Origin of the sequence: Burkholderia sp. AU16482, assembly GCF_002223285.1 — a bacterium.
Taxonomy (GTDB): Bacteria; Pseudomonadota; Gammaproteobacteria; order Burkholderiales; family Burkholderiaceae; genus Burkholderia; species Burkholderia semiarida.
This window is the reverse complement of the sequence record NZ_NKEY01000009.1, coordinates 601,488-626,596: the sequence shown is the minus strand read 5'-3', so window position 1 is coordinate 626,596 and position 25,109 is coordinate 601,488. Positions and strand designations below refer to the sequence as shown.

General features: G+C 70.0%; 11 protein-coding genes. 4 read left to right on the top strand and 7 right to left on the bottom strand.

All coding sequences use genetic code 11. The annotated features are described in order from the left end of the window. The first annotated feature begins 26 nt into the window (after positions 1–26). Both CFB35_RS33225 and CFB35_RS33220 read left to right on the top strand, forming a co-directional pair. Positions 27–1,004: a type II secretion system F family protein gene (locus CFB35_RS33225; RefSeq protein ID WP_059577655.1), complete on the top strand. Its 978-nt coding sequence runs from the start codon at positions 27–29 to the stop codon at positions 1,002–1,004. Positions 1,005–1,038: 34 nt separating this feature from the next. After that, a complete protein-coding gene (locus CFB35_RS33220) occupies positions 1,039–2,013 on the top strand; it encodes a type II secretion system F family protein (RefSeq protein WP_059577657.1) in 975 nt (324 codons plus the stop codon). Between the two features lie 267 nt (positions 2,014–2,280). Here CFB35_RS33220 and CFB35_RS33215 read toward each other — a convergent pair whose 3' ends face one another. The 5 genes from CFB35_RS33215 to CFB35_RS33195 form a co-directional block, all read right to left on the bottom strand. After that, positions 2,281–3,237 carry a transporter gene (locus CFB35_RS33215; RefSeq protein ID WP_059578017.1) on the bottom strand — a complete coding sequence of 319 codons (957 nt, stop codon included), beginning with the start codon at positions 3,235–3,237 and terminating at the stop codon, positions 2,281–2,283. A 36-nt stretch (positions 3,238–3,273) separates the two neighbouring features. Next, a complete protein-coding gene (locus CFB35_RS33210; protein WP_059577660.1) occupies positions 3,274–3,801 on the bottom strand; it encodes a flavin reductase family protein in 528 nt (175 codons plus the stop codon). Between the two features lie 5 nt (positions 3,802–3,806). Beyond that, positions 3,807–5,045, bottom strand: a complete 1,239-nt coding sequence (locus CFB35_RS33205) for a styrene monooxygenase/indole monooxygenase family protein (RefSeq protein WP_059577663.1) — start codon at positions 5,043–5,045, stop codon at positions 3,807–3,809. A 64-nt stretch (positions 5,046–5,109) separates the two neighbouring features. Beyond that, positions 5,110–5,898: an SDR family oxidoreductase gene (locus CFB35_RS33200; protein WP_059577664.1), complete on the bottom strand. Its 789-nt coding sequence runs from the start codon at positions 5,896–5,898 to the stop codon at positions 5,110–5,112. A 40-nt stretch (positions 5,899–5,938) separates the two neighbouring features. Beyond that, positions 5,939–7,186: a dienelactone hydrolase family protein gene (locus CFB35_RS33195; RefSeq protein WP_059577667.1), complete on the bottom strand. Its 1,248-nt coding sequence runs from the start codon at positions 7,184–7,186 to the stop codon at positions 5,939–5,941. A 351-nt stretch (positions 7,187–7,537) separates the two neighbouring features. Here CFB35_RS33195 and CFB35_RS33190 point away from each other — a divergent pair, with 351 nt between their 5' ends. Then, a complete protein-coding gene (locus CFB35_RS33190) occupies positions 7,538–8,563 on the top strand; it encodes an AraC family transcriptional regulator (RefSeq protein ID WP_059577669.1) in 1,026 nt (341 codons plus the stop codon). Between the two features lie 76 nt (positions 8,564–8,639). Here CFB35_RS33190 and CFB35_RS33185 read toward each other — a convergent pair whose 3' ends face one another. Both CFB35_RS33185 and CFB35_RS33180 read right to left on the bottom strand, forming a co-directional pair. After that, entirely contained in the window at positions 8,640–11,135 is a 2,496-nt protein-coding gene (locus tag CFB35_RS33185) for a xanthine dehydrogenase family protein molybdopterin-binding subunit (protein WP_059577672.1), read from the bottom strand. Between the two features lie 21 nt (positions 11,136–11,156). Continuing rightward, positions 11,157–11,615, bottom strand: coding sequence for a (2Fe-2S)-binding protein (locus CFB35_RS33180; protein ID WP_059577675.1), 459 nt, complete (start codon positions 11,613–11,615; stop codon positions 11,157–11,159). Positions 11,616–12,347: 732 nt separating this feature from the next. On the opposite strand from CFB35_RS33180, the gene CFB35_RS33175 reads away from it, so the two are divergent. Then, a complete protein-coding gene (locus CFB35_RS33175) occupies positions 12,348–25,061 on the top strand; it encodes an autotransporter-associated beta strand repeat-containing protein (RefSeq protein ID WP_089466197.1) in 12,714 nt (4,237 codons plus the stop codon). Positions 25,062–25,109: the final 48 nt, after the last annotated feature.

Below are 25,109 nucleotides of genomic sequence, written 5' to 3'. Positions count from 1 at the left end.
GCGCCGTGTGCTGCCGGGGAGGCCTCATGAATGCGATCTTTTACGGTTTTGTGATTCTTACCTTCGTCGCGGTCGTGCTGTCGATCGAAGGCATCTATCAATGGTGGAACGCGCGGCACGGCACCGCCGCGCGCCGGATCGAATCGCGCATTCGCGCGATGTCGGCCGGCGGCAACGTCCAGCAGGAGCGGCTGTCGATCCTGAAGAAGCGGATGCTCGACGAGTCGAAATCGTTCGACCGGCTGCTGCTGCGCATGCCGCGCGTGCACGCGCTCGATCTCGTGATCCAGCAGTCGGGCCTCGACTGGACGCTGCCGAAGCTGATCACGCTCAGCGCGACGTTCGCGGCGTTCGCGTGGTTCGCGGCGAGTTTCGCGCGCTTGCCGCAACTGGCCGCGGTGCCGATCGCGCTCGTCGCCGGCTGGATGCCGATGGCGTACGTGCTGCGCTGCCGCGCGCGACGGATGCGCAAGCTCGAGCGGCAGTTGCCGGACATCTGTGACATGATCGCGCGCGCGCTGCGCTCCGGTCATTCGTTCACGAGCACGCTCGGGATGGTCGGCGACGAGTTTTCCGAGCCGATGGGCGGCGAGTTCCGCGTCACGTTCGACGAGGTCAACTACGGCGTGTCGCTGCACGACGCGCTGATGAACCTCGCGACGCGCGTGCCGGTGCAGGACCTGCGCTACTTCGTGATCGCGGTGCTGATCCAGCGCGAGACGGGCGGCAACCTGGCCGAGCTGCTCGACAGCATCGCCGGGCTGATCCGCGAGCGCTTCAAGCTGTTCGACAAGGTGCGCGTGCTGTCGGCGGAAGGGCGGCTGTCGGCGTGGATTCTCGGGCTCTTGCCGTTCGGCACCGCGGCGGTGATGGCGCTGCTGAACCGCGAATTCCTGTCCGTGCTCTGGGAGGATCCCGCGGGCATCCGGATGGTCGGCACGATGCTGGTGTCGATGCTGTTCGGCCTGTTCTGGATCCGCCGAATCGTGCGCATTCGCGTCTGACGCGCGCCGAATAACGAACCGTTGCGAGGTTGTCATGCAAAACCTGAGCGTGGTCCAGGCCGTGATGCTGGGCGGCTTGTTCATCTTCGTGGCCGGCGGCGTGCTCGTCGCGATGCTGCTGTTCGCGCCGCGCAGCATCCAGCGCCGGATCGAGCAGGCCGGCGGAGCCGGGGCGGGCGCCGTCGCCGGCCCGGGCGACGGCGACGACATGGCGTCGCGCTGGGTCGCGAAGCTGGTCGAGCTGTCCACCCCGATCTCGAAGCTGTCGGTGCCGAAGGAAGGCTGGGAGAGTTCGCCGCTGCGCATCCGGCTGATGAATGCCGGCTGGCGCAACCAGAGCGCGGCCGCATTGTATTTCACCGCGAAGACGGTGCTCGCGCTCGGCCTGCCGTGCGCGGCGCTGCTGGCGCTGATCACGACGTCGCTCGGCGACGAGCGCGCGCTGCTGTCGCTGATCCTCGTCGCGCTCGCCGGCATCGGCTACTACATCCCGAACGTCGTGCTGTCGCAGCGGGTCAAGGTGCGCCAGCAGAAGATCTTCGAGGATTTCCCGGACGCGCTCGACCTGCTGACGGTGTGCGTCGAAGCGGGGCTCGGGCTCGACGCGGCGCTGATGAAGGTGAGCGAGGAACTGCGGTTTCGCAGCGAGGTGGTCGCGAGCGAACTCGATCTGCTGCTGCTCGAGATGCGCTCCGGCTTCACGAAGGAAACGGCGCTGCGCAATCTCGCGCTGCGCACCGGCGTGGAGGACATCGAATCGTTCTGCGCGATGCTGATCCAGGCCGACCGGTTCGGCACGAGCATCAGCGAATCGCTGCGCGTGCTGTCGGACATGCTCCGCACGCGGCGCCGGATGCGCGCGGAGGAACGCGCGGCGAAGATCGCGCTGAAGCTGCTGTTCCCGCTGATCTTCTGCATTTTCCCCGCGCTGATGGTGGTGCTGCTCGGCCCGGCGATGATTCACGTGTATCGCGTGCTGCTGCCCACGTTCGTCGGCATCGCGCAATGAGCGATGCACGGATGCGGCTGCGTTCGCATCGATACAGGCTACGTGTGCCGGCCTCCGGTCCAATCGGCGGCCGGCACCGCGACAGGCTTCATGGAGGCTCCCTCCCCAGGCGGCGCCGCGAGACAGATCGACCATAGCGGCGACAATGCATCCTGGACCCATGGTCGATCACGGAACAAGCCGTAGTCCACCGCCTTCACGGCTGCCCCCTACTGCTAACCGTTTGACACGGCGTGCGCCGGATCGGGGCGGCCGGCGCGCGGTGCGTCACTGAAAATGATGCACGTAGCGCAGTACCATCCGCGTCCCCTGGGGCCGGTTGCGCGCATACGTCTCGAAGTACGCGTTGAACAGCAGGTGATCGTGCGGCGAGAAGCTGACCATCGCCCCCGGCCCGATCGCGAATACCGCTTCCCGCGTGCCCGGCACCTCGTGCCCGTTGGCCTTCATGTCGGTGGTCTGGCGCAACCAGTAGCCGTTGAGGCCCAGCCGCAGGCCGGGCCGCACTTCGTACTCGGTCGCGAAGTTCACGTGGATCGCCTGGCCGGCCTGCGTCGACGTCACGTCGGGCCCGAGTGCCGTGGCCGGCCGATGGTTGGTCGCGTTCCACAGATAGTGCAGCCGCCACGATACGGTCCATTTCGGCGTGAGCCACAGCGTCGCCGCCCAGTACGGATCGAACGACCAGAAATGGCTGCCCGGATTGATCGCGCGCGACGGATCGTACGCGCCGGTCGGCACGATGAACTGGAATTCGACGCGCTGCGCGAAGCGCGGGCCCTGCGCGCCCATCACCGGGTCGAACTGGACGAACGGGCCGATCAGCAGATCGCCGAAGCCGGCGCGCGCATTCAGCGCGACGTTGCCGATGCCGTCGTCGGTCCGCGCGGACGCGATCCACGGCAGGATCACGTCGAGGCCCGGATGCATGCCGGCGAACGTCAGCGGCGACTGATAGACGAGCTGGCTCAAGCCCGCGAACAGGTCGATGTCCTGCTTCGGCAACCCGACCTTGTTGCCCGCATTGTCGTTGACGCGGCCGGCCGTGTAGTACTGCAGGTATTGCGTGCCGTACCAGCCGGCGCCGGCCGGCGGCATGCCGTCGAGGAAACTCGTCATGCCGAGGTTGACGGCCGGCAGGTCGGCCGCAAGGGCCGGCGCGTGGCCGGCGAGACCGACGAGCGCGAAGCCCGCGGCGACGAGCAGGCGAGAGCCGAATTTCATGTTCACCACCTCCTGGATATTATTTGTATGTACTAATCAAAACGCGCGCGAAAGATCGGGGTGATCGGCGATCGCGCGATACTGGCCGGCATGGAACACGAGCGGCGCCTTGCCGAACGCGTCGAATTGCTCGATCTCGCCGATGAAGAGCAAATGATCGCCGCCTTCGTAGTGGCCGACGTTGCGGCACACGAAGCGCGCGCTCGCGCCGTCGAGGCAGGGCACGCCGCCGCTTTCCGACTCCGCGTGCGGCACGCCGTCGAACTTGTCGGCGCTGGGCGTCGCGAAGCGGCGCGACAGGTCGATCTGGTCGTGCGCGAGGATGTTGATCGCGAAATGGGTCGCCGCGACGAAATCCGGGCGGCTCGGCGCGACCTTGCGCAGGCTCCACAGCACGAGCGGCGGATCGAGCGACAGCGACGAGAACGAATTCGCGGTGAGCCCCACCTTGCGCCCGTCGGCCGCGCACGTGGTGATCACGGTGACGCCGGTCGGGAACTGTCCGAACGCGGCGCGCAACTGCATCGGGTCGAGGGCCGGACGGTCGGTAACGGTCGTTTCCATGACGGTTACTCCGCTCGCACGCTGTGTTGCCGGATCAGCGCCGCGCACGCCGACGGCTCGAACCACCACGGCGAGAACCGGCGCGGATCGTCGAAGCCGTCGACGATCACCTTGGCAAGCGACGGCGACTGGCCGGCCGCGCCGAGCAGTTCGAGGATGTGCGGCGGCGGCGGGGTGAGCAGCGAGTTGGTCCAGCGCACGACATGCTGCGCATAGGCCCAGTAGCTTTCGAACGTCTGCTGCATCCAGTCTTCGCCGAACGGCGCGGCATCGCGCGCGACGATCGCCGCGAAATACGCGTTCGCGCATTTCGCGGCGTTGTTCGAGCCCTGGCCGGTGATCGGATCGTTGACCACCACCGCGTCGGCCATCCCGAACACGGTGCGGCCCGACGGCAGCCGGAAGAACGGCATGCGTACCGTCGGCGCGAAGCGCCCGGCCAGCGTGCCGTTCGGATCGGTAAGCTCGACGTCGCGGCAGCGCTCGAATTCCCACGGTACGTACTGCTGCAGGAACGACAGGCTCCGGTCCAGATGCTGCTCGGGCGTCTTCACGTCGGCCCAGCAGTCGAGCGGGCCGCCCGGGATGCCTTCGAACACCATGATTTCGCACGGGCCGGTGGTGGTCAGCGCGGGAAACACGAAGTACTCGCCGATGCCCGGCAGCAGGTTGAAGCGCACGCGCGAATACGGCTCGCTCGGCGTCATCCCTTTCACGTAGGTGAGCGCCAGCGCGCGCTGGGGGCGGTCGAACGGGCTGCGCGCATCGTCGCGGCCGAGCAGGTTGACGATGTCGCCCTTGCCCGCCGCGAGCAGCACGAGGTCGTGGCTGCGCGCGAGTTCCTCGAGTTCGGGCACGCCGATGTCGCCGATCCGCACGTCCGCGCCGCGGCGGCGGACGCCGTCGAGCCAGTCGGCCATCTTCACGCGCTGGTCGACCGACTGCGCGTAGCGGGTCAGCCGCGACGACCAGTCGATCACCTTGCGGCCGTTGCCGTCCGGGTGCGGCACCGCGATGCCGATGCCTTCGACGGACGGGCACGCTTCCTCCCACGTATTCAGGCCGAGATCGCGCTCGATCTGCAGCGACGTGTGGAACATGCACTGGCTCGACATGACCTTGCCCGAGCGGATCTGCTCCGCGTCGCGGTTGGTCGCGAGCGTGACGTGGTAACCCTGGTCGAGCAGGGCGAAGGCAAGTTGCAGGCCGGACTGGCCGGCGCCGACGATAGCGATGCGTCTCATGGGAGTGTCCTTGGTTGGCCGTGTGGCGGCCGGAATGATTGCGTGAAGGGGCGGCGCGAAGCGGTCATTCCGCGAGCCGCGGAATCGCCGGTACCGCCTGTTCGGGGCCCATCGCGGCATAGCCGCCGTCCACCGCGTAGTCGGCGCCCGTCACGAAGCTCGCGGCGTCGCTGCACAGGAACGTGACGACCTGCGCGACTTCCGACGGATCGCCGACGCGGCCGAGCAGGTGGAACGGCGCGGCGACGCGATCGGTCTTCGCGCGGTCGCCGTGCGTCAGCTCGTCCATCACGCGCGACCAGGTCCAGCCCGGCGACACCGAGTTGACGCGAATGCGATCGGGCGCGAGATCCATCGCCATGCTGCGCGTGAGCTGTCGGATCGCGGCCTTGGAGGTCGGATACAGCCAGCGGCCGGTCTGCGCGCACTGCGCGGAGATCGAGCTGAAGTTGACGATCGCGCCGCCGCCGCGCCGGGCCATGTGCGGATGCACGGCCTTCGCGAGCATCGCCGCCGACACGACGTTGACGTCCATCGCCGCGAGCCAGTCGTTGCGGGTCGCGTGGATGCCGTTGTCGACGTAGCTGCACGCGAGGTTGACGAGCACGTCGATCGCGCCGAACCGTTCGACGATCGTCGCGATCGCGCGCTCGATCGCGCGGTCGTCGGTGATGTCGAGCGCGAGGAACAGCGCCCGTTCGCCGAGCGATGCGGCAACGCGTGCGCCGTTGTCCGCATCGAGATCGAGGATCGCGACGCTCGCACCGGCGCGGCTCAGGTCCTGCGCGACCGCGGCGCCGATCAGCGTGGCGCCGCCGGTGACGAGCGCGACTTTGCCAGCAAGGGCATTCATGGGGTGTCTCCGGGAATCGTGGGGTGAGGGTGGGGCTGCGTCAGCGCGCCTCCGTCGACGGCGCGCTGTCGTGCCAGCGGCGCATCAGGCCGTTCGACGGCACGGTTTCGTCGAGCAGCTTGCGGGCCGTGTCGACGCCCGCGACCGGCAGGCCGGACGGGTCGAGCAGGCCGATCTGCACGAGCACGCTCGCCTGATCCCAGTAGATGTGCTCGTGATAGAGCTTGTCGCCGCGAAACTTGACGATCGCGACGAGCGGAATCTCGACGCGCTTGCCGGTCGGCGCGACGCCCGGCAGCATCCAGTCGATCTCGGTGGTGTGCGTGAAGCGGAACAGCAGCTCGTCGACGATCTGGCTCGCGCCGATCGTGCGCGAGATCGGCGTGATCGTCGTGTCGGGCGGGTTCGCATGCACGAAGTGATGCGTGTAGAAGCGCTTGAGCTCGTCGTGGCCGACGCCGCCCGTCAGCGTCGGAATATGGTTGACGTACGGCTGGGCGACCATCGTGGCCATCGTCGCGTCGACGTTGCGCGTGTCGAACTCGTGCTTCAGGTGCGTTTCCCACAGCGCGGACAGGTCGTAGTGCGGGCCGAGCGCGGCGCGGAACGCGGCGATCGCGCGCTGGTGAGCCATGACCGCGGCGGCCTTGTCGAAATGATCGCCGCCGGCGCGGGCGAACGCGTGATCGACGCCGGGGTAGACGTACACTTCGACGCCGTCGCGGTCCGACAGCGCATCCGCGATGCGCTGCTGCGCGTCGGGCGGGCAGAAGCGGTCCTGCGCGGCGATCTGCAGCACGAGCCGCCCGCGCAGGTGCGCCGCTTCGTCCAGCGCATGCTCGATGCCCACGCCGTAGTAACTGACCGCCGCGGCCACGCCCGGCAGCCGGCACGCGGCGAGATAGGCGAGCTTGCCGCCGAGGCAGTAGCCGAGCACGCCGGCCTCGCCCGTGCATTCCGGCCGCTGGCGGAGCGTGTCCAGCGCGGCGCCGATGTCGTCCACGCCCTTGTTTTCGTCGAATTCGCGATAAAGGGCCATCGCGCGCTCGAAATCGGCCGCCGCGTAACCGAGCTCGATCCCCGGCGACTGGCGCCAGAACAGGTCCGGCACGAGCACGGTATAGCCTTCCTCGGCGTAGTAGTCGGCCACGTCGCGCATCGTCGCGTTCGCGCCGAAAATTTCGTGACAGAGCACGATGCCCGGCCCGGTTCCGCCGGCCGGCGTGCTCAGGTACGCGCGGAACGCGCCGCCGCCCGGCGATGGAACCTCGATGTGACGTCCGTTCATGTGTCCCTCCATGCTGTGGGTTTCGGTGATGGGCCCAGTATTGGCGGACGAAATGCGCGCTTCTATCCGCTTTCTTCGGCCGTTATCCGCGAATTCCGGAAACCTGCGACAGCGGCCGCGGCGGGCCGGCGGGCCTCGGCGGACCGCGGGTATGTGCGGATGCGGACAGCCCGCACAGTTTTCTACGATGCGCGAACGGTCCGCTTCTTGCGTGGCTTGGGCTGAACTTGCGTGTTTCGCGGGACGGACTGTCCGGATACTGCGAGCGCTGTCCGGATCGTGCGACGGATTCCCCGAGATCGGGAATGCGTGCACGGCGCGAGTGCGATCGAGCACGACGGGAGAACTTCGATGGCGCAATTTTCCGAAACCGGCTGGCTGGCCGACGCCGCCTGTTTCAATCACGACACGCTGCTGCTGGAGTCGAACGACGTCGACGAGGTGCGCGCGCGCGTCGCCGACGTGTTCAAGCCGCACCGGCTCACGCCGACCGGCGAATCGCGCGCGCTGCACAGCTGCATGCATCATGCGCGCTGGGGCAACCTGTCGTTGAACCTGCTCGATTACGGCGGCGGCGTCAGCATCGAGCCGGGGCCGCTCGAACATTTCTTCCTGCTGCAGATTCCGCTGCGCGGCCACGCCGAGATCGAATGCGGCGCGACGCGCTTCGTGTCGTCGCCGGGCACCGCGTCGCTGCTTTCTCCGACGCTGCCGCTGAAGATGCGCTGGGGCGATGCGTGCCCGCAGGTCATCCTGCGCATCGAGCGCGAAGTGATGGAGCGCCACGCGCAGCGGCATTTCGGCGACGACCGGCGCGCGAGCGTCGAATTCGAACCGGAATTCGATCTGGCGTCGCCGCAGGGTACCTGTCTCGCGCAATTGCTGCCGGTGCTCGCCGGCGCGATCGCGACGGACGCGCATCCGCTGCGTCATCCGCTCGCGTTCGAGCAGCTCGAATCGACGCTGCTCAACCTGCTGCTGCACGGCCACCCGAACAGCGCGCGCAACGGCACGCGACACGTGCCGACGGCGCTTGCGCCGTTCTACGTGCGGCGCGTGGAAGAATACATTCGCGCGCATCTCGACGAGCCGCTGACGATCGAACGGCTCGCCGAACTCGCGGGCGTCAGCCCGAGCACGCTGTTCGCCGGCTTTCGCCATCGCCACGGGATCACGCCGATGGGCTTCGTGCGACAGTTGCGGCTGCAACATGTGCGCGAGGAACTGCTGGCCGGCGACACGTCGGGGCTCGCGTCGGTCACCGACGTCGCGCTGAAATGGGGCTTCGCGCACCTCGGGCGGTTCGCGATCGAGTACAAGCGGGCGTTCGGCGAATCGCCGTCGGCGACGCTCAGGATGCGGCGCGGGCGGAGTTGAACGCAACGGCGGGAACGATGCCCCGCCGCCGCGCGGGTCGGTGCGGCCGATGGTCCGGAGGCGCGTGCCGTGCCGCCTAGGTCACCGTTCCTTTCTTCAGTTCGTCGATGCACGGGATGCCCGCGCGCCGTTTCGGCCGCAGGAATTTCGGCACCGTGCTCGCCTGGCCGACGCCTGCGTGGCTTTGATCGATCCTCGGCTTCGACGCGACCGGCTTGGCCTTGCGCGGCATCCGGCAGCCGCCGGCCGGCAGGTCGCCGTATGGGTCCTCGTCGACGGCGGCCGCAGGGGCCGCCGGCATCGCGGGGGTGGCCGATGCGACCCGCATCGGCGCGAACGGTAACGCATGCAGCCGCTCGCCCGTCAGCACGAACGCACCGTTGGCCACCGCCGGCGCGATCGGCGGCACGCCGGCGTCGCTCAACCCGGTCGGCCGAGCGTCCGACGGCACGAAGAAGACATCGACCGGCGGCGCTTCCTGCATGCGCACAGGCGGATAGTCGGCGAAACCGGCGTTGCGGACGGCGCCATGGTCGACGTCGATCGCAAAGCCCGGCTTCGTCGTGGAGAGGCCGAACAGCGCGCCGCCCTGAATCTGCGCTTGCGCGCCGGTCGGGTTGACGATGCGGCCCGCATACACGCCGGCCGTCACGCGATGCACGCGCGGCTGCTGCGCTTCGATCGACACGTCCGTGACGTATGCGACGACCGAACCGGCCGTTTCGTGCATCGCGACGCCCCACGCGTGCCCGGCCGGCAGCGTGCGCGTGCCGTAGCCGGACTTGTCGACGGCCAGCGCGAGCGCCTGGCGATGGGGCGCGTGCTCGGGGCCGGCCAGCCGCGCCATCCGGTAGGCGACCGGGTCCTGCCGCGCCGCGTGCGCGAGTTCGTCGACCAGCGTTTCCATCACGAACGCCGTATGCGTATGGCCGCCCGAACGCCATGATTGGACCGGCACGTCGGCGTCGGTCTGATGGACCGATACCTGCATCGGGAAGCCGTACGGGTTGTTCGCGACGCCTTCGGTCAGGCCGGGATCGGTGCCATGCTCGAGCATCGTCGTGCGCTCGAGCGGCGAGCCCTTCAGCACCGACTGGCCGACGACGACGTGCTGCCAGTCGCGCACGGCGCCGCTGCCGTCCACGCCGATGTCGACGCGATGCAGCACCATCGGGCGGTAGTAGCCGCCGCGCAAATCGTCCTCGCGCGTCCAGATCGTCTTGACCGGGCCGAGATGGCCGGCCGCGAGATACGCGGCGGACACGCGGGCGGCTTCGACCACGTAGTCCGACGTGGGGGTCGAGCGCCGGCCGTAGTCGCCGCCCGACGTCATCGTGAAGATCTGGACTTTCTCCGGCGCGACGCCGAGCGCTTTCGCGACCGCGGCGCGATCGGCCGTTTGCAGCGACGAGCCGCCCCAGATCTTGATCCCGCACGCGCAGTTCGCCGGCCCGACGTCGACCGTGCAGCTGAGCGGCTCCATCGCCGCGTGGGCGAGATACGGAAATTCGTAATCCTTCACGATTCGCGTGGCCGCCGGCGGCGCGCCGCCGGCGTCGGCCGTGCGCACCAGGGTTCCCGGCGTGCCGGCGAGCTGTTTGTACGCCTGCATCTGTTCGGCGGACGTGACGGTCGAGCCGGCGTCCTTCCACGTGATCTTCAGCGCATCGCGGCCGAGCTTGGCTGGCCAGTAGCCGTTCGCGATGACGGCCACGCCGGTGCCGCCGCGATCGGTCGGGATCTCGACGACCTCGACCACGCCCTTGACGGCTCGGGCCGCCGCCGCGTCGTAGCTCGCGACCTGCCCGCCGAAGCGCGGCGGGCGCGCGACCAGGGCCACCTTCATGTCCGGCAGGCGCCAGTCCATCCCGTACTTGAGCGTGCCGTCGAGCATCGGGCGTGCGTCGATGCGCGGTGTCGGCTTGCCGATGAGGCGGAACTGGTCCGGCGACTTCAACGGCACCCGCCGCGGTACCGGCATCGCCATCGCGGCGGGCGCGAGCTCGCCATAGGTCGCGCGGTAGCTGCCGGACGTGACGACGCCATTCGCGGTCCGGCACGTGGCCGGATCGACGTTCCAGCGTTGCGCGGCTGCGGCGACGAGCATCGCGCGGGCGGATGCGCCGAGTTCGCGATATTGCGTGAACGAGTGATTGACCGACGTCGAGCCGGCCGTCATCTGGATGCCCGTTACAGGGTCCTTGTACGGCTCGCCAGCGGGCGCGAGCACGGTGCGCACGTTGCGCCAGTCGACATCGAGTTCGTCGGCCAGCGCCATCGGCAGCGCGGTGCTGACGCCCTGGCCGGACTCGGTGCGGTTGACGGCAACGGTCACGGTGTTTTCCGGCGCGATGATCAGGAATGCTTGAGGTGGTGAAAACTGCGGGGCTTTGCCCGCTTCGGCCGTGGCCCGGGTCGGCGCGATGCCCAGCGCCAGGCAGCCGCTTGCCGCCATCGTGAGCTTCAGGAAGCCGCGCCGGCCGAGTTTCGGAGAACCTGTTCCGGCGGCCGGCGAAGCGTCGGAGTGGGGGGTGTCGGTGCTCGCCGGGCGCCCGGCAGTGCGAGTACGCATGGTCAATGTCTCCCGGCAGGCTCAGGCAAGCGCGCCGGCCGCATCGTGAATCGCGGCGCGGATGCGCTGGTAGGTCGCGCAACGGCACAGGTTGCCGGCCATCGCGCGGTCGATGTCGGCATCGGTCGGCGCCTTGTTGCTCCGCAGCAGGCCGGCCGCACTCATCATCTGGCCGCTCTGGCAGTAGCCGCATTGCGCGACGTCGTGCCGGATCCACGCGTCGAGGACCGCCTTGCCGACCGCATCGTCGGCGAGATGTTCGGATGTCGTGATGCGCGCGCTGCCCACCGCCGACAGCGCCAGCGTGCAGCTTCGAGCGGGGCGGCCGTCGACGTGAACGGTGCAGGCGCCGCAGTCGCCGGTGCCGCATCCGAACTTGGTGCCGGTCAGCCCGAGATTGTCGCGCAGCACCCAGAGCACCGGTGTCGACGGATCGGCATCGATCTCGGCCGGCCGGTCGTTGATGTTCAACGTCACCATCGTGAAGTTCTCCCTTGGACACCTCGTTATCGTTCGAGAAACCAAACCGCTGCGCGGCGGATGTGAATTCATTAAAGCAGATTGGCGAATAAATCAGCGTCCCTGAAACTGGTTTTTTCCTTTCTTAATAATTTCCCTGCTTCGGTTAAAGCGTGAAATTAACATCCATCATACGAATCGACGAATATTCGAGAAAGATTGTTGAGTTTTGACAAAAATATGTTTATCGCGTGGAAAACGTTTGCGGGTCGTGTCTATATTTGTCTCGAGATCACACCGGGAGGCTTATGGACCGAATATTGGGCGCCAGAAAACCTGTACGCGAATCATTCGCAATAGGGTTGATTCGGCGTCCGGTTATTCAGTGTTCGTTTACGACGACAGAAGGGGTTGATGGAAATGGAGCACAGCGCGTTCGTCGTTTGATCTGTACAGGTACAGATGCCATGCGTGCGGATTCACGAGTCAGCGTGTGCTTTACCTCCGTGAAGCAGGAGTCTCCAATAACTGAAAAAATTACCGGGCAGGGGTCAAAAGTAAAAGATGCCGATTAAATAATACTGGTTGATTAATTCCTGATTGTTTTTAATTCGGCCATCCGCATCGGACTGATGGCGGGGCGGCGTTTTTCCAAAAAACATCGAATGGCGTATTCCGGTATTTGCCTCCGGCATTTCGAATGCGTGGACGGAATACCCGCTGTCGTCGATTCTCTTATGGGAAGGTGTGATTATGCGTATGCGCATGGGATCGAACAAAAAGCGCGCGGAAGCACGTCCGAAACTCCTCGTTCCGACCGGCGTGCTGGTCGCGCTGGTCGGCGCCGGGATCGTCCCCGTCGACGCGCTGGCGGCCTGCACCGGAACCACGACCGTCAGTTGCAGCGGAGCCAGCACGTCCTATTCGAACGGCGCGAACAATCTCAACCTGACCGTCGAGCCCGGCGCGACCGTCTCCGTGGTGCCGTTGATCGGCGGCACCGCGCTGTCGCTGACGGGCAGCGGCGTCACGCTGACCAACAACGGCAGAATCGACCCCGCATTGTCCGGCTTGAGCCTCGTGTCGAACGGCACGGTGGTCGGCAATATCGCGTCGGCGAGCACGGTCAACGTCACGAACGCCAGCTCGGGCGTGATGATGGGCTCGACGAGCTCGCTGCTCAATGGCCCGGCGTTGACGGTGTACAACGGCATCGGCGGTACGACGAACATCACGAATGCCGGCACGATCGGCACGACCGGCCTGCTGGGCTTCAGCGCGGGGCCCACCGCGCAGGTCGTCACCACGTCGGGCGGAGCGCAGGCCAACTTCACCAACGCGAGCGGCGGCACGATCAACGGTTCGGTGGTGCTCGCGCCCAGCGGGACGCCGGGCGCCGGCAACACGTTCACCAACGCCGGCACCGTGACGGGCAACGTGTCGCTCGGCGCGTCCGCCGGCACGTCGAACACGTTCAATGCGCTGACCGGATCGTCGGTCGGGCTGGGCGTCGATGCCGGGCTGGGCGGCAACAATACGCTGAACCTGCAACTGAACACCGCGACCGGGAGCCCCGCGAGCGGCGCCATCGCGGTCGATACGTACGGCAATTTCACGCATCTCGCGGTTCAGGGCGGCACGTGGAACATCACCGGCGCGTCGAGTGCGGCCGACGCGTCGCTGGCCGGCGGCACCGCGATCATCAACAACAGCGCGGGGCTGGGCGTGGGGACGATCGTCGCCGGCGGCGGCACGCTGGAGGCCGGCGCGGCCGGCCTCAACCTCCTCAACGACGTGACGCTCGGCGCGGGCTTGACGGTGGACGGCGCGACCGGGCTCGCGCTGTCGGGTACGATCGCCGGCGGCGGCGCGCTGAACGCGAGCGGCACCGGCACGCTCGCGCTGAACGGCGCCAATTCGTTCACGGGAGGAACGAATCTGACGGGCGGCGGCGGGCTCGTCGTCGGCACCGGCACGGCGCTCGGCACGGGCGCGCTGAACGTGAGCGGCGCGGGCGGCACGCTCGGCACCAGCGTCGGCGGCACGTTGCTCGGCAATGCGGTGAATATCGATACCGGCGTGACCCTGGGCCTGACCGGTTCGGCCAGCCTCGGCCTCGGCGGCACGATCGCCGGCAACGGCAGTCTCGCGCAAAGCGGCACGGGGACGACGACGCTGCTCGGCGTGAACACGTTTTCGGGCGGCACGGCGCTGAGCGGTGGCGGACTGATCGCCGGCAATGGCGCGGCGCTCGGCAGCGGCGCGCTTCATGTGACGGGGGCGGGCGGCGCGCTGGCGACGAATGTCGGCGGCACGCTGCTCGGCAATGCAGTCAATCTCGATGCAGGCGCCACGCTCGGCCTGAACGGCGCGGCCGATCTGAGCCTGGGCGGTGCGATCGGCGGGAACGGCGGCCTCGCGCAAAGCGGCACGGGCGTGACGACGCTGCTCGGCGTGAACACGTTTACGGGCGGCACGGCGCTGAGCGGCGGCGGGTTGATCGCTGGCAATGGCGCGGCGCTCGGCACGGGGGCATTGAACGTGTCCGGCGCGGGCGGCACGCTCGCGACGAGCGTCGGCGGCACGCTGCTCGGCAATGCAGTCAACCTCGGCGCGGGCGCGACGCTCGGCCTGAACGGCGCAGCCGATCTGAGCCTGGGCGGCGCGATCGGCGGGAACGGCAGCCTGGCGCAAACCGGCGCCGGTACCACGACGCTGCTCGGCGCGAACACGTTTTCCGGCGGCACAGCGCTGAGCGGCGGCGGATTGATCGCCGGCAACGGCGCGGCATTGGGCACGGGCGCACTGAACGTGGTCGGCACGGGCGGCACGCTCGCGACGAACGTCGGCGGCACCGTGCTGGGCAATGCAGTCAACCTCGGCGCGGGCGCGACGCTCGGCCTGAACGGCGCAGCCGATCTCGGCCTGAGCGGCGCGATCTCGGGCGCGGGTGGCCTGGCGCTCGGCGGTACCGGCGCGACGACGCTGTCCGGCGCGAACACGTTCACGGGCGGCGCGAGCCTGACGGGCGGCGGCAGCCTGATCGTCGACGGCGGCACGGCGCTCGGCGTAGGCGGCGCGTTGAACGTGAGCGGCCTCGGCGGTTCGCTGAGCGCGGATCTGGCGGCCGGCGCGGCGCTTGCGAACGGCATCAACCTGAACGGCGCATCGTTGACGCTGAACGGTGCGAACGACCTCGGCCTGAGCGGCGCGATCGGCGGCACCGGCGGCCTCGTGCTGAGCGGCACGGGCACGACGACGCTGTCGGGCGCGAACACCTTCGGCGGCGGCACGACCCTGAGCGCCGGCACGCTGCTCGCCGGCAGCAATACGGCGCTGGGCGCCGGCGCGCTGAACGTCACGGGCACGGGCGGCGCGTTGGGCGCGAGCGTGAGCGGCACCACATTGGGCAACGCGGTCAACCTCGGCACGGGCGCGACGCTCGCGTTGACCGGCGCGAACGATCTCGGCCTGAGCGGCACGATCGCCGGTAACGGCGGTCTCGCACACATCGGCTCGGGCATCACGACGCTGCTCGGCGCGAACACGTTCACGGGCGGCACGACGCTGAGCGGCGGCGGCATCCTTGCCGGCAACGGCAGCGCACTCGGCACGGGCGCGCTGAACGTGACGGGCGCGGGCGGCTCGCTCGGTACGACCGTCGGCGGCACGGTGCTCGGCAACGCGATCCAGCTCGGCGCGGGTGCGGCGCTGACGGTTGGCGGTGCGAACGATCTCGGGCTGAGCGGGATCATTTCCGGTACCGGCGGCCTGTCCGTGAACGGCCCGGGCACGACGACGCTCACCGCGGCCGAGACGTTCACTGGCGGCACCACGATCGGCGGCGGCACGCTGGCGATCGGCGCGGGCGGCAGTCTCGCCGCGTCGAGCCCCGTGAACCTGACGGGCGCGAGCGCGCAGTTCAGCATCGCCGGCGCGACCACGCCGCAGTCGATCGGCACGCTGTCGGGCGTCGCGGGTTCGGCGATCGATCTCGGCGCGAACAACCTGACGCTGGCCGGCAGCGGCAGCGGCGTCTTCGCCGGCAACATCGGCGGGGCGGGCGGGCTGACGCTTTCCGGCACCGGCTCGCAGGCGCTCACCGGCAACAACACGTATGCGGGCGGCACGGCGCTGACGGGCGGCAGCCTGCTCGTCGGCAGCGGCGCGGCGCTCGGCCTCGGCGCACTCGACGTCGACGGTTCGGCTTCGCTCGGCGCGAGCGTGCCGGGCGTGACGATCGGCAACGCGATCAATCTCGGTACCGGCGTCACACTGGGGCTGAACGGTGCGAACGATCTCGGCCTGAGCGGCACGATCGCCGGCAACGGCAGCCTTGCGCAAACCGGCTCCGGCACGACGACGCTCGGCGGCACGAACACGTACACGGGCGGCACGACGTTGAGCGCCGGCGGGCTGATCGCCGGCAACGGCAGCGCGCTCGGCACCGGTGCGCTGAACGTGAGCGGCGCGGGCGGGACGCTCGCGACGAACGTCGCCGGCACCGTGCTGGGCAATGCGGTGAACCTCGGCGCTGGCGCGGCGCTGGGGCTGAACGGCGCGGCCGACCTGAGCCTCGGCGGCGTGCTGTCGGGCGCCGGCAGTCTTGCGCAAACCGGCACCGGCACGACGACGCTGCTTGGTGCGAACACCTTCACGGGCGGCACGACCCTGAGCGGCGGCGGGCTCATCGCGGGCAACGGCAGCGCACTCGGCACCGGCGCGCTGAACGTGACGGGCGCGGGCGGCACGCTCGGCACGAGCGCGGGCGGCACCGTGCTCGGCAATGCGGTGAATCTGGGCGCGGGCGCGACGCTGACGGTTGGCGGTGCGAACAATCTGGGCCTCGGCGGCGCGATCTCGGGCGGCGGCAATCTGTCGGTGAACGGCCCGTCGATCACGACGCTGACCGGCGCCGGCACGTACACCGGCAACACGACGATCGGCAACGGCAGCACGCTGGCGGTCGGTGCGGGCGGCAGCCTGTCGGGCGCCAGCCTGTTCGATCTGGCCGGCGCGGGGGCGACGCTCGACCTGAGCGCGGCCACGTCGCCGCAGACGACGGGCGGGCTGGTCGGCACGGCCGGCGCGGCGGTGAATCTCGGCGGCAATACGCTGACGCTCGGCGGCGCCGGTAACGGCACGTTCGGCGGCACGATCGGCGGTGCGGGCGGGCTGACGCTGTCCGGCACCGGCACGGAGACGCTGACCGGCGCGAACACTTACACGGGCGGCACGACGATCAACGGCGGCACGCTGGCGATCGGCGCGGGCGGCAGCCTCGCGGCGGGCGGCGCAGTGAATCTGGGCGGAGCCGGTGCAACGTTCGACCTGAGCGGTGCAGCGCTGCCGCAGACGATCGGCGCGCTGTCGGGCGTGGCCGGTTCGACGGTGAATCTCGGCGGCAACGGCCTGACGCTCGGCGGCGCCGGCAGCGGCACGTTCGGCGGCACGCTCGCGGGCGCGGGCGGCAGCCTGACGCTGGCGGGCACGGGCACCGAAACGCTGACCGGGGCCAACACGTATACGGGCGGCACGAACCTGACCGGCGGCGGCACGCTGGTCGCCGGCAGCGGAGCGGCGCTCGGTACCGGCGCGTTGAACGTCGCCGGCGCGGGCGGCACGCTGGCCGCGAGCGTTGCCGGCATGACGCTGAACAACGCAGTGACTCTCGGCATGGGCTCGGCGCTGACGCTCGGCGGCACGAACGATCTGGGCCTCGGCGGCATCATCGCAGGCGGCGGCAGCCTCGCGCAAACCGGCAGCGGAACGACCGCGCTCACCGGCGCGAACACCTACACGGGCGGCACGACGCTGAGCGCCGGCGGCCTGTCGGTCGGCGACAACCTGGCGCTCGGCACGGGCGCACTCAGCGTCACCGGCAGCGGCGGCACACTCAACGCGAGCACGGCGAACCTGCTGCTGGCGAACGCCGTCGATCTGGGCGCCGGCTCTGCGCTGAATCTCGGCGGCGCGTTCGACTTCGGCTTGAGCGGCATGATTTCCGGCGCAGGCGGCGTGGTGCAGTCCGGCTCGGGCACGACCACGCTCGGCGGCGCGAACACCTATGGCGGCGGGACGACGTTGAGCAGCGGCGGGCTGAGCGTCGGCAGCAATACGGCGCTCGGTTCCGGCGCATTGAACGTGACCGGCAACGGCACGCTGAACGCGAGCGTGAGCGGCACGACGCTCGGCAACGCGGTCACGCTCGGCGCGGGCGCGACGCTCGGGCTGAACGGCGCGAACGATCTCGGGCTGAGCGGCACGATTTCCGGCAGCGGCGGCCTCGCGCAGACCGGCGCGGGCACCACGACGCTCACCGGCACGAACACCTATGACGGCGGCACCACGTTGAGCGGCGGCGGGCTCATCGCCGGCAACGGCAGCGCGCTCGGCACGGGGGCGCTGAACGTCACCGGCGCGGGCGGCTCGCTCGGCACGAACACGGCAGGCACGACGCTCGGCAATGCGGTGAATCTCGGCGCGGGATCGACGCTGACCGTTGGCGGTGCGAACGATCTCGGGCTGGGCGGCGGGATCTCGGGCAGCGGCGGCCTGTCGGTCAGCGGCCCGTCGACGACCACGCTCACGGGCGTGAACACCTATACCGGCAACACGACGATCGGCGGCGGCAGCACGCTGGCGGTCGGTGCGGGCGGCAGCCTGTCGTCGGGCAGCGCGCTCGATCTCGCCGGCACGGGCGCGACGCTCGACATCAGCGCGGCGACCACGCCGCAAACGAGCGGCATGCTGTCCGGCGTAACGGGCACGAACGTGAACCTCGGCGGCAACACGCTGACGCTGGCCGGCACCGGCAACGGCACCTATGCGGGCACGATCGGCGGCACCGGCGGGCTGACGATGTCGGGCGCCGGCACCGAAACGCTGACCGGCACCAACACGTACACCGGCGCGACGACGATCAACAGCGGCACGCTGGCGATCGGCGCGGGCGGCAGCCTGTCGGCGAGCAGCCCGGTGAACCTGGCCGGTGCGGGTGCGACCTTCGACGTCAGCGGTGCGACCACGCCGCAGACGACGGGCACGCTGTCGGGCGTGGCGGGTTCGACCGTGAACCTCGGCGGCAACAACCTGACGCTCGGCGGCACGGGCAACGGCACGTACGGCGGCACGATCGCCGGCGCGGGCGGCAGCCTCACGCTGTCGGGCAGCGGCACCGAAACGCTGACCGGCAACAACACGTACACGGGCGGCACGAACCTGACCGGCGGCGGCACGCTGATCGCGGGCGGCGGTTCGGCGCTCGGAACGGGCGCGCTGAACACGAGCGGCGCGGGCGGCACGCTCGGCACGAGCGTCGCAGGCACGACGCTGACCAATGCGATCAATCTCGGTTCGGGCTCGACGCTGACGGTCGGCGGGGCGAACAACCTCGGGCTCGGCGGTGCGATCGGCGGCAGCGGCAATCTCGCCGTGACTGGTCCGTCGACGACGACGCTCACCGGCGCCGGCACGTACACCGGCAACACGACGATCGGCGGCGGCAGCACGCTCGCGGTCGGCGCGGGCGGCAACCTGTCGTCGGGCAGCGCGATCGATCTCGCCGGCGCGGGCTCGACGCTGGACGTGAGCGCGGCCACGTCGCCGCAGACGACCGGTACGCTGTCCGGCGCAGCGGGTTCGGCGGTGAATCTCGGCGGCAATACGCTGACGCTCGGCGGTTCGGGCAACGGTACGTTCGGCGGAACGGTCGGCGGCACGGGCGGGTTGACGCTGTCGGGCACGGGCACCGAAACGCTGACCGGCAACAACACGTACACGGGCGCGACGACGATCAACAGCGGCACGCTCGCGATCGGCGCGGGCGGCAGCCTGTCGGGCAGCAGCCCGGTGAACCTGGCCGGTGCGGGCGCGACGTTCGACGTGAGCGGCGCGACCATGCCGCAGACGACGGGCTCGCTGTCGGGCGTGGCCGGCTCGACGGTGAACCTCGGCGGCAACAACCTGACGCTCGGCGGCACGGGCAACGGCACGTACGGCGGCACGATCGCTGGCGCGGGCGGCAGCCTCACGCTGTCGGGCAGCGGCACCGAAACGCTGACCGGCAACAACACGTACACGGGCGGCACGACTCTCGCCGGCGGCGGCACGCTGATCGCGGGCAGCGGTTCCGCGCTCGGCACGGGGGCGCTCAACACGAGCGGCGCAGGCGGTACGCTGGCCGCGAGCACGCCCGGGACGACGCTTGCCAACGCGGTGAATCTCGGCAGCGGCTCGACGCTGACGGTCGGCGGCGCGAACGATCTCGGCCTCGGCGGCGCGATCGGCGGCAGCGGCAACCTCGCGGTGAATGGTCCGTCGACGACAACGCTGTCGGGCGCGAACACCTACACCGGCAGCACGACGATCGGCGGCGGCAGCACACTCGCGGTCGGCGCGGGCGGCAGCCTGTCGGCTGGCAGTGCGATCGACCTCGCCGGCACCGGCGCCACGCTCGACCTGAGCGCCGCCACTTCGGCGCAGACGACCGGCGCGTTGTCGGGCGGCACGGGCACGAACGTCAACCTGGGCGGTAACACGCTGACGCTCGGCGGCGCAGGCAGCGGCACCTATGCGGGCGTGATCGGCGGCACGGGCGGGCTGACGTTGTCGGGCACCGGCACCGAAACGCTGACCGGCACCAACACGTACACCGGCGCGACGACGATCAACAGCGGCACGCTCGCGATCGGCGGCAACGGCAGCCTGTCGTCGAGCAGCCCGGTCAGCCTGACGACGGCCGGCGCGACGCTCGACCTGAGCGGCGCCGCGTCGCCGCAATCGACGGGCGCGATCTCGGGCGTGGCGGGTTCGACCGTGAACCTGGGCAACAACAACCTGACGCTCGGCGGGTCGGCCAGCGGCACGTACGCGGGCAACATCGCCGGCACGGGCGGCGTGACGATGTCGGGCACCGGCACGGAGACGTTGACGGGCAGCAATACGTACACGGGCGCCACCACGATCAACAGCGGCACGCTGGCGATCGGCGCGGGCGGCAGCCTGTCGGGAACGACACCCGTGAGCCTGACGGGTGCGGGCGCAACCTTCGACCTGAGCGGCGCGACGACGCCGCAGACGACGGGCACGCTGTCGGGCGTAGCCGGCTCGACGGTGAATCTCGGCGGCAACAGCCTGACGCTCGGCGGCACGGGCAGCGGCACGTATGACGGCACGATCGCCGGTGCAGGCGGCAGCCTGACGCTGGCCGGCACGGGCACCGAAACGTTGAATGGCGCCAACACGTACACGGGCGGCACGAGCCTGACCGGTGGCGGCACGTTGATCGTGGGCAACGGCTCGGCGCTCGGCACGGGTACGCTGAACACGAGCGGCGCGGGCGGCACGCTCGGCACCAGCGTGGCCGGCACGACGCTGACCAACGCGGTGAACCTTGGCGCGGGGTCGACGCTGACTATTGGCGGTGCGAACGACCTGAGCCTGGGCGGCGCGATTTCCGGCAGCGGCAACCTCGCGGTGAATGGTCCGTCGACGACGACGCTTACCGGCGCCAACGCGTACACCGGCAACACGACGATCGGCAACGGCAGCACGCTGGCGGTCGGCGCGGGCGGCAGCCTGTCGGGCGGCAGCGCGGTCGATCTGGCCGGTGCGGGCGCGACGCTCGATCTGAGCGCGGCCACGACGCCGCAGGCGACGGGTGCGTTGTCGGGCGTGTCGGGTTCGACCGTGAACCTCGGCGGCAATGCGCTGACGCTCGGCGGTTCCGGCAGCGGCACGTACGGCGGCACGATCGCGGGCGCGGGCAGCCTCACGCTGGCGGGCACGGGCACCGAAACGCTGACCGGCACGAACACGTACACGGGCGGCACGAGTCTGACGGGCGGCGGCACGCTGCTGGCCGGCAACGGCTCGGCGCTCGGCACCGGTGCGGTGACGACGAGTGGCGCGGGCGGCTCGCTGGGCACGAGCGTGGCCGGCACGACGCTGACCAACGCGATCGATCTCGGCGCGGGTTCGACGCTGACGGTCGGCGGTGCGAACAATCTGGGCCTTGGCGGCGCGATCTCGGGCAGCGGCAATCTCGCGGTGAACGGCCCGTCGACGACGACGCTCACCGGCGCCGGCACGTACACCGGCAACACGACGATCGGCAACGGCAGCACGCTGGCCGTCGGCGCGGGCGGCAGCCTGTCGGCGGGCAGCGCGCTCGATCTCGCGGGCACGGGGGCCACGCTGGACCTGAGTGCCGCGACGACGCCGCAGACGACGGGTGCGCTGTCGGGTGTGTCGGGTTCGACCGTGAATCTGGGCAGCAACACGCTGACGCTGGCCGGTTCCGGTAACGGCACGTATGGCGGCACCGTGGCCGGCACGGGCGGTTTGACGCTGTCGGGCAGCGGCACGCAAACGCTGACGGGCACCAACACGTACACCGGGGCGACGACAATCAACAGCGGCACGCTCGCGATCGGCGCGGGCGGCAGTCTGTCCGGCAGCAGCCCGCTGACGCTGACCGGTGCGGGCGCAACGTTCGACGTCAGCGGTGCGACCACGCCGCAAACGACGACCGCGCTGTCGGGCGTCGCGGGTTCGACCGTGAACCTCGGCGGCAACAACCTGACGCTCGGCGGGGCGGGCAGCGGCACGTACGGCGGCACGATCGCCGGCGCGGGCGGCAGCCTCACGTTGTCGGGTACGGGCAGCGAAACGCTCACGGGCGCCAACACCTACACGGGCGGCACGAACCTGACGGGTGGCGGCACGCTGATCGCGGGCAGCAACACGGCGCTCGGCACGGGCGCGCTGAACACCGGCGGCGCGGGCGGCACGCTGGCCGCCGGCACGCCGGGCACGACGCTGACCAATGCGGTGAACCTCGGGACGGGGTCGACGCTGACGGTGGGCGGCACCCATAGCCTCGGCCTGAGCGGCCCGATCTCCGGCAGCGGCACGCTCGCGCTCGGCGGCCCCGCGACGACGACGCTTTCCGGCGCCAACACCTACACCGGCGGCACCAGCGTCACGGGCGGCGGCACGCTGGTGGCCGGAACGTCGACCGCACTCGGCAGCGGCACGCTGACTGTGGGCGGCAACGGCGGCACGCTCGGGACCAGCGTGCCCGGCACGACGCTCGCCAATGCCGTGAATCTCGGCACGGGTTCGACGCTGACGGTGGGCGGCGCGAACAACCTCGGCCTGAGCGGGCCGATTTCGGGCGGCGGCAACCTGGCGGTGAGCGGCCCGTCGACGACGACCCTCAGCGGCGCGAACGCGTACACGGGCGGCACGACGATCGGCAACGGCAGCACGCTCGCGGTCGGCGGCAGCGGCAGCCTGTCGGCCGGCAGCGCGCTGACGCTGGCCGGCAACGGCGCGACGCTCGACGTCGGCGCGGCCACGACGCCGCAGACGACGAGCGCGCTGTCGGGCGCGGCAGGTTCGACCGTGAATCTCGGTGGCAATACGCTGACCGTGGCGGGTCCGACGGGTGGCACCTTCGGCGGCACGATCGCGGGCACCGGCGGCTTCGCGGTGCAGGGCGGCGGCACGCAGACGCTGACCGGCGCGAACACGTACACCGGCGGCACGACGATCGGCAGCGGCAGCGCGCTCGCGCTCGCCGGCGCAGGCAGTCTCGCGCCGACGAGCCCGGTGATTCTCGCGGGCAGCGGTGCGACGCTGAACCTGGCGGCTGCGGCCGCGCCGCAGGCGATCGGCACGTTGTCGGGTACGACCGGCTCGAACGTGAATCTCGGCAGCACACCGCTGACGGTCAACACCGCCGGCACCAGCACGTTCGCCGGCACGCTGTCGGGTACCGGCCCGCTGACGCTGGCCGGCACGGGCGCGCAGGTGCTGAGCGGCACGAACACGCTGTCGGGGCCGACCGCCGTGACGGGCGGCACGCTCGCCGTCACCGGTTCGCTGGCCAACTCGCCGGTGACGGTCGGTAACGGCGCGACCGTCACCGGGACGGGCACGATCGGCGGCCTGGTCGTATCGGGCGGCGGCACCGCATCGGTCCTCCAGCTCGGGCAGCCGCTGAAGGTCGCGGGGAACGCGACCTTCCAGCCCGGCTCGACGCTGCAGGTCGGCGCCACGCCGCAACAGAGCGGCGGCCTCGACGTGACCGGCTCCGCCACGCTCAACGGTGGGTCGGTACAGGTCGTCGCGGCAACCGGGCAATACCAGCCGGGCAAGCTCTACACCATCGTGAATGCCGGCGCGGGCGTGCAAGGGCAGTTCAGCGCGGTGAACTCGACGTATGCGTTCCTCACGCCGACGCTCACGTACAACCCGGCGCAAGTGTTGATGTCGCTGGCGCCGAACGGCACGCCGTTCTCGTCGGTCGCGACGACGCCCGACGGGCAAGCGGTGGCGGGCGCGGTCGGCACGCTCGGCGCCGGCAACCCGCTGTTCGATACGGTGCTGACGTCGGATGCGCCGACCGCGAACCGCGCGTTCACGCAACTGGCCGGCGATCTGTATCCGAGTACGCGAAGCGTGCTGCTGTCGGATAGCCGCTACGTGCGCGACGCGGTGCTCGATCGTGCACGGCTCGGTTCGCAGCCGGGCGGGGCGCTCTGCGGATGCGAGGCGCCGGTGTCGGCGGACGATCACGCGGCGGCGCTCGACCGGCGCATGGCCGCGGAGAACGGCTGCACGCCGGCCAAGTCGTACAAGCCCGCGGTGTGGGGCCGACTGTACGGCTCGCATAGCCGGTTCGACGGCGACGGCGTCGCTTCGATCGATCGCAACCTGTACGGCTTCATCGTCGGTACGGATGCGGAAGTCAGCAGCCACTGGCGCGTCGGTATCGCGGGCGGCGCGTCGCGCAGCCAGCTCAATACCGACCAGAACGAGTCGGCGAAGGTCAACGGCGGGACGATCGCGCTGTACGCCAGCGGCCGATACGACGCGTGGAACGTGCGCGGCGGCGTGTCGCAGTCGTGGTACCGCGTGCATAGCGCGCGCAATCCGTCGTTCGGCAGCTTCGCCGATCACGATACCGCGAGCTACGACGCGAGCGCGACGCAGGTGTTCACCGAGATCGGCTACTCGACGGCGATTCGCAACGTCGCGCTCGAACCGTTCGTCGGGCTCGCGTATGCGAGCCTGCACACCGGCGGCTTCAAGGAGAACGGCGGCGCGGCGGCGCTGCAGGGCGATTCCGACACGACGGGCCTCGGCTTCTCGACGCTCGGCGTGCGGGCGTCGACGGACGTCGCGGTCACAACGAAGGGCAAGATCACGACCTTCGGCACGATTGGCTGGCGGCATGCGTTCGGCAACACGCAGCCGGGTTCGACGCTGTCGTTCGCGAGCGGCGGCGCACCGTTCAGCGTGGTCGGCGTGCCGATCGCGCGCGATGCGGCCGTGCTCGAGGTCGGTGTCGATGCGGCCGTGACGAAGAACCTGTCGATCGGCCTGTCGTATAGCGGCCAGCTCGGCGGCAACATCAGCGATCACGCGCTGTACGGCAATCTGCTGTGGAAGTTCTAAAGGGAGGGCGGCGGCCGCTTGCGATGAAGTTGTCGTGAGCGGCCGATC

Coding starts and splice junctions, on each gene's coding strand:
- CFB35_RS33225 (WP_059577655.1), top strand. CDS start 27: ATGAATGCGATCTTTTACGGTTTTGTGATTCTTACCTTCGTCGCGGTC.
- CFB35_RS33220 (WP_059577657.1), top strand. CDS start 1,039: ATGCAAAACCTGAGCGTGGTCCAGGCCGTGATGCTGGGCGGCTTGTTC.
- CFB35_RS33215 (WP_059578017.1), bottom strand. CDS start 3,237: ATGAAATTCGGCTCTCGCCTGCTCGTCGCCGCGGGCTTCGCGCTCGTC.
- CFB35_RS33210 (WP_059577660.1), bottom strand. CDS start 3,801: ATGGAAACGACCGTTACCGACCGTCCGGCCCTCGACCCGATGCAGTTG.
- CFB35_RS33205 (WP_059577663.1), bottom strand. CDS start 5,045: ATGAGACGCATCGCTATCGTCGGCGCCGGCCAGTCCGGCCTGCAACTT.
- CFB35_RS33200 (WP_059577664.1), bottom strand. CDS start 5,898: ATGAATGCCCTTGCTGGCAAAGTCGCGCTCGTCACCGGCGGCGCCACG.
- CFB35_RS33195 (WP_059577667.1), bottom strand. CDS start 7,186: ATGAACGGACGTCACATCGAGGTTCCATCGCCGGGCGGCGGCGCGTTC.
- CFB35_RS33190 (WP_059577669.1), top strand. CDS start 7,538: ATGGCGCAATTTTCCGAAACCGGCTGGCTGGCCGACGCCGCCTGTTTC.
- CFB35_RS33185 (WP_059577672.1), bottom strand. CDS start 11,135: ATGCGTACTCGCACTGCCGGGCGCCCGGCGAGCACCGACACCCCCCAC.
- CFB35_RS33180 (WP_059577675.1), bottom strand. CDS start 11,615: ATGGTGACGTTGAACATCAACGACCGGCCGGCCGAGATCGATGCCGAT.
- CFB35_RS33175 (WP_089466197.1), top strand. CDS start 12,348: ATGCGTATGCGCATGGGATCGAACAAAAAGCGCGCGGAAGCACGTCCG.